Origin of the sequence: Micromonospora sp. NPDC047753, assembly GCF_040642735.1 — a bacterium.
Lineage (GTDB): Bacteria > Actinomycetota > Actinomycetes > Mycobacteriales > Micromonosporaceae > Micromonospora.
Window position 1 is genome coordinate 1 of sequence record NZ_JBEYSL010000427.1, and the last position, 5,950, is coordinate 5,950.

A 5,950-nucleotide genomic window follows, 5' to 3' on the forward strand; every position below is an offset into this window, starting at 1 on the left:
GGTCATCGGGCGGGTCATCAGCAAGACCGGCCGCTGGAAGCGGTACCTGGTGATCGGGTCGGCGCTGCTCACCGTCGGCTTCGCGCTGATGGGCACCCTGCGAGCCGACACCAGCTTCACCCTGCTCAGCGTCTACATGCTGCTGATCGGTGTCGGCCTGGGCATGACCATGCAGAACCTGGTCCTCGCCGTGCAGAATACCGTCGGCCCGCACGAGCTCGGCGCGGCCAGCTCGGTGGTGGCGTTCTTCCGCAGCCTGGGTGGCGCGATCGGCGTCTCCGCCCTCGGCGCGGTGCTCGCCCACAAGGTCAAGGACTACACCGCCGACGGGCTGGCCCAACTCGGCATCCCCGCCTCCAGCTCGGGCAGCGGCGGCGCCCTGCCCGACGTGCACACCCTGCCCGGCCCGCTGCGGGCTGTCGTCGAGAGCGCGTACGGCCACGGTGCCGGTGACATCTTCCTCGCCGCCGCCCCGTTCGCGTTGATCGCGCTGATCGCTGTGGTCTTCATCAAGGAGGTGCCGCTGCGCCAGCACAACGGCGACCCGGTTTCCGAGCAGGTCGAGCGGGAATCGACAGTCGCCGCCGGCGCTGGCGCACCCGTGATCCGTACCGGCGAGCAGAGGTGAGGTAGAGCCATGGGCGTGGGAGCACCGGACCGCGAGGAGTACGGCCCCCGGACCCGACCGCTGCCCTTCGAGCGCGGCACGGACGGCCCTCGGGTGATCATGGCGGGTGTCGACGGCACCCGCACCTCCGAGCGGGCCGGTGCCTACGCCGCCGGCCTGGCCCGTCGGCAGAGCGCCGCGCTGGTGGTGGTCTTCGTCAGCTCACCGAGCGGGCTGACCGCCCTGGTTCCCGGCATGGACGCCGGCGCGATCCAACGCACGCACGACGAGCTGGCCGACGAGCTGCGCCGGGAGTGCCGGCGTGGGGCCGAGCAGTGGGGCATTCCGGTGACGCTGCTGGTGCGGCGCGGCGACGCGTACGGCGAGCTGTGCGCGGCGGCCGACGAGTTCCAGGCCGACATGCTCGTGGTCGGCGCCTCCGAGCAGGCCGGACACCGGCTGGTCGGCTCGGTTGCCACCCGGCTGGTCCGTGCCGGCCGCTGGCCGGTCGTCGTGGTGCCCTGATAACCCGTCGCGGCATGTCCGGGGTGCCGGGCAGGATGCGCGGCATGACCTGGACCGCACCGGAGATCACCCGGACTCCCGAACCGTACGTCGGCGACGAGCGCACCATGCTCGACGGCTGGCTCGACTACCACCGACAGACACTGCTGCTCAAGTGCGCCGGGCTGACCGAGGAGCAGTTGCGCACGCCCAGCGTTGAACCGTCCGGGCTGACCCTGCTCGGCCTGGTCCGGCACCTGGCCGAGGTGGAGGCCTGGTGGTTCCGGGAGAACTTCGCCGGTGAGCCTGTCGACTACCCGTACTTCACCCCGGAGAACCCGGACGCCGACCACGACGTCAGCACCGCCGACGCCGAGGCCGACTTCGCCATCTTCCACCGCGAGGTGGCGCTGGCCCGCGAGGCCGCCGCCGGCCACTCGCTCGACGAGACGTTCACCGAGGTCGGCGCGAAGAAGCGCACCTTCAACCTGCGCTGGGTGTACGTGCACATGATCGAGGAGTACGCCCGGCACAACGGCCACGCCGACCTGATCCGGGAACGCATCGACGGCGTCACCGGCGAGTGACAGGCGCTCAGTAGTCCAGGGCCGCCCGTAGGTAACGCAGGTCCGCGTGGCCGCCCCAGCGGTGCGCCGACAACCCGGCGGACCGGGCACCCCGCACGGCCCAGTCCTCGTCGTCGACGCAGAGGACCCGGGCCGGCGGGGTGGCCAGTGCCACGCAGGCGGCCTTGAAGTATTCCGGGGCGGGCTTGTGCACGCCGATCACCGAGGAGTTGACCACCACGTCCAGCTCGCCGACCAGGCCGAGCGCTGCCAGGTCGGAGTCGAGCAGGTCGGTGGCGTTGGTGCCCAACCCGACCCGGACGCCCGCCGCACGGACCTCCCGAACGAACGCCAGCACCTCCTGGTCGACCTCTCCGCGGTAGCTCTGCCACTGCTCCACAGCGGCGCGGGCGCGTTCCGGGCTGCCCACCGATTCGGCCAGGGCGTCCGCCACGCTGTCCATCCATTCAACGTGGTTGACCTGGCCGGTGAGCACCGGCTGGAGCCGCCCCCACTGCATGGCGATCTCACCGAGCACCCCCTCGGAGAGGCCGTACTCCCGCTCGACAACGGCGGCCACCGCCGGGTCCCACCGGCGCAGTACACCGTCGAAGTCCAGCAGGAGCGCCGTCGCGCGTTCCCGAGCCACTACCCGTTCTCCTCGCCGCGGCCGTGCCGCTGGTCGTCCTCGTCGGCCCGGTTGAGCCGTTGGCTGATCACCTGGGTGACCCCACTGCGCATGGTCACGCCGTAGAGCGCGTCGGCGATCTCCATCGTCCGCTTCTGGTGCGTGATGACGATCAGCTGACTCTTCTCGCGCAACTGTGCCATCAACGTGATCAACCGGCCCAGGTTGACGTCGTCCAGGGCCGCCTCCACCTCGTCCATGATGTAGAACGGGCTGGGCCGGGCGCGGAAGATCGCCACCAACATGGCCACCGCCGTCAGCGACCGCTCGCCACCGGAGAGCAGCGACAGACGCTTGATCTTCTTGCCCGGCGGGCGGGCCTCCACCTCGACGCCGGTGGTGAGCAGATCGTCGGGTTCGGTGAGGATCAGCCGTCCCTCGCCACCGGGGAAGAGCACTGTGAACACCTGCTCGAACTCCCGGGCGGTGTCCTCGAAGGCGCTGGCGAAGACCTCCAGGATCCGCTCGTCCACGTCCTTCACCACGGTGAGCAGGTCCCGACGGGTGGCCTTGAGGTCCTCCAACTGCTCGGAGAGGAACTTGAAACGCTCCTCCAGCGCGGCGAACTCCTCCAGCGCGAGTGGGTTGACCTTGCCGAGCAGGACGAGTTCCCGTTCCGCCTTCGCGGCCCGCTTCTCCTGCACCGGCCGCTCGTAGCGCACCGGCTCGGGCACCGGCAGACCGTCACGTTCGGCCGTCGCGACGTCCACCGGGGTCGGCGGAACGGGCTGAGCCGGACCGTACTCGGCGACCAGCGTCTCCACGTCCAGCCCGAAGTCCTCGGCGGCCTTCGCCTCCAACTGCTCGATGCGCAGCCGCTGCTCCGCCCGGGCCACCTCGTCGCGGTGCACCTGGCTGGTCAGTCGCTCCAACTCCGCGCCGAGCCGCTTGGCGGCACCGCGTACCTCCTGAAGCTCCGCCTCCCGCGCGGCGCGCTCCAGGGCGACCGCGTCGCGGTGCTCCTCCGCCGTCGCGATCGAGGTGGTCAGTCGGGTCAGCGCCTCCCGGGCGCCACCGGCGACGGACCGGGCGATGCCCGCACCCCGGGCGCGGGCGGCCCGCCGGGCCGCCGCGCGTTCCCGGGCAGCCCGTTCCGCGGTGGCCTGCCGCGCGAGCGAGTCGGCCCGGCCGGCGATCGAGGAGACCCGCTCCTCGGCGGTACGCACGGCGAGCCGGACCTCCATCTCGTTCTGCCGGGCCTGCGGCACCATGGCCGCCAGTTGATCCCGTTCCTCGGTGGAGGGCTCGGCGTCGACCGGGGTCTCCTCGGCCAGCCGTAGCCGCTCCTCCAGCTCGGCGAGCGCGGTGAGGTCCCGTTGCCGGGCGGCCTCGGCGCGGGAGCGGGAGTCGCCGAGCCGGTCGGTCTCGGCCTTCGCGGAACGGGCCGCCGCGCCCAGCTCGGCCAGCCGGCGAGCGGCGGCGTTGCGGTGGCTCTCCGCCTCACGCTTCTCGGCGGCGGCGTGCTGCACGGCCTCCTTGGCGGTCGCCACCTCGGCGCGCGCCTCGACCAACTGATCACGCAGCTCCAGACCGGCGCGTTCGGCGGTGACCCGGTTCGCGCGGGCCTCCTCGACTGCGGCCTGCACCTCGATGTAGCTGGGAGCCTTGGCCGACCCGCCCGCCGCCGCGTACGCCCCGACCACGTCACCGTCCGGGGTGACCGCCCGCAGCTCGGGGTTGCTGGCGACCAGCTCGGCGGCGGCGGCGAGATCGTCGACGAGCGCCACGTCCCGCAGGGCCCGGTGCACCGCCGGACGCAGCTCGGCGCTGCACTCCACAAGGTCGGGCGCCCACCGGGCGTCGTCCGGCAACTTCGGACGCAGCGCGTCGGCGGAGCCGGTCATGCCGGGCCCCGCCGGGCTACCGACCAGCAGTCCGGCCCGGCCGGCGTCGGAGATCTTCAACAGCCGCATCGCCTCGACGGCCTCGTCCACCCCACTGACGGCGACGGCGTCGGCAAGGCCGCCAAGCGCGGCGGCCAGCGCGGCCTCGTGACCGGGCGCGACGGTGAGCAACCCGGCGAGGCTGCCGAGCAGGCCGGGCACGTCTCCGCCGCGGGCGAGCAGCGCCCCGGCGCCGTCCTTGCGCCGCAACCCCAGGGCGAGCGCCTCCTCACGGGCCTTCCAGGAGGCGGCGTCCTTCTCCGCGGCCCGCTCGGCGTCGGACAGCGATCGGACGGTGGCCTGGGCCCGTTCCTGCACGGCGACCGCCTCGGCGTGCCGGGCGTCCAGGTCCGCGTTGTCCCGGTCGGCCTCGGTGGACTGGGCGGCGACCGCGTCCAGGTCGGCCTGCGCCTGCTCGGCGCGGCCCAGCGCGTCGGCGTGCGCGGTCGCGAGGCGTTCGATCTCCTCGCCGGCGCTGGTGGTCCGGGCCCGGGCGGAGTTGACCTGGCCGGTGAGCCGGGCCATCCCCTCGCGCCGGTCGGCGATGGCCTTGGCCGCGGCGACCAACTCGCGCTCGGCGGCGGCCAGCTGCCGCTCCAACTCCTGGCGGTGCTCGACCGCCTCGGCCAGTCGGATCTGGTCGTCGGTGAGCGCGCCGCGCAGCTCCTCCTCCTGCTCGCGGACGCGTTCCGCCTCGGCTTCCAGCTGATCCGGGTCGCGGCCGGGCCGCTCGTCGTCGCCGGTGGCGCTGAGGTGCCGCAGCCGCTCCCGGGCCAACTGCTCGATCGAGCGGAAGCGTTCCTGGAGGGCGGAGAGCTTGTACCAGGTGTCCTGGGCGGCGGCGAGCAGCGGCGCGTCCTCCGCGAGGGCGGCCTCCAACTCGCCGAGCCGACCCTGCACCTCGGTGTGCTCACCCTCGATCTGCTCGCGCCGCTCGCGCAGCGCGGTCTCGTCGGCGATCTCCCGGTCCAGGGTGGTCCGCAGGGTGGCCAGGTCGTCGGCGAGCAGCCGCAACCGGGCGTCGCGCAGGTTGGCCTGGATGGCGGCGGCGCGCCGGGCCACCTCGGCCTGCCGGCCCAGTGGCTTGAGCTGACGACGCAGCTCCGCCGTGAGGTCGGTCAGGCGATTGAGATTCACCTGCATCGCGTCGAGCTTGCGGAGCGCCTTTTCCTTGCGCTTGCGGTGCTTGAGGACGCCGGCCGCCTCCTCGATGAACGCGCGGCGGTCCTCCGGCTTGGCGTGCAGCATGCCGTCGAGGCGGCCCTGCCCGACGATGATGTGCATCTCCCGGCCGATGCCGGAGTCGGACAGCAGCTCCTGGATGTCGAGCAACCGGCAGGAGTTGCCGTTGATCTCGTACTCGCTCTCGCCGGAACGGAACATCCGGCGGGTGATGGAGACCTCGGTGTACTCGATCGGCAGCGCGCCGTCGGTGTTGTCGATGGTGAGGGTGACCTCGGCACGGCCCAGCGGGGCCCGGCCGGCGGTGCCGGCGAAGATGACGTCCTCCATCTTGCCGCCACGGAGGGCCTTGGCGCCCTGCTCGCCGAGGACCCAGGCGATGGCGTCGACGACGTTGGACTTGCCCGAGCCGTTCGGGCCCACCACACAGGTGATCCCGGGCTCCAGCTTCAACGTCGTGGCGGAGGCGAAGGACTTGAACCCCTTCACCGTCAGGCTCTTGAGATACACCTACTCGATC

General features: G+C 72.6%; 5 protein-coding genes. 3 read left to right on the forward strand and 2 right to left on the reverse strand.

Features of this window, described 5'->3' with window-relative positions; genetic code table 11:
- From ABZ749_RS27455 to ABZ749_RS27465, 3 genes are all read left to right on the forward strand, one after another.
- Positions 1-628 (forward strand): MFS transporter (locus ABZ749_RS27455; RefSeq protein ID WP_357232879.1); only part of this gene is annotated, 628 nt, incomplete at its 5' end.
- Positions 629-637: 9 nt separating this feature from the next.
- The gene (locus ABZ749_RS27460) at positions 638-1,132 is read left to right on the forward strand and encodes a universal stress protein (RefSeq protein ID WP_357232881.1); all 495 of its coding nucleotides are present in this window, start codon (positions 638-640) and stop codon (positions 1,130-1,132) included.
- 44 nt (positions 1,133-1,176) lie between these two features.
- Positions 1,177-1,698 carry a DinB family protein gene (locus ABZ749_RS27465; RefSeq protein ID WP_357232883.1) on the forward strand — a complete coding sequence of 174 codons (522 nt, stop codon included), beginning with the start codon at positions 1,177-1,179 and terminating at the stop codon, positions 1,696-1,698.
- 7 nt (positions 1,699-1,705) lie between these two features.
- Here ABZ749_RS27465 and ABZ749_RS27470 read toward each other — a convergent pair whose 3' ends face one another.
- Together ABZ749_RS27470 and smc are read right to left on the reverse strand one after the other, a co-directional pair.
- Positions 1,706-2,326 carry an HAD-IA family hydrolase gene (locus ABZ749_RS27470; protein ID WP_357232885.1) on the reverse strand — a complete coding sequence of 207 codons (621 nt, stop codon included), beginning with the start codon at positions 2,324-2,326 and terminating at the stop codon, positions 1,706-1,708.
- Positions 2,326-5,940, reverse strand: a complete 3,615-nt coding sequence (gene smc, locus ABZ749_RS27475) for a chromosome segregation protein SMC (RefSeq protein WP_357232887.1) — start codon at positions 5,938-5,940, stop codon at positions 2,326-2,328. The genes ABZ749_RS27470 and smc overlap by 1 nt, the downstream gene beginning before the upstream one ends.
- Between the last annotated feature and the right edge of the window lie 10 nt (positions 5,941-5,950).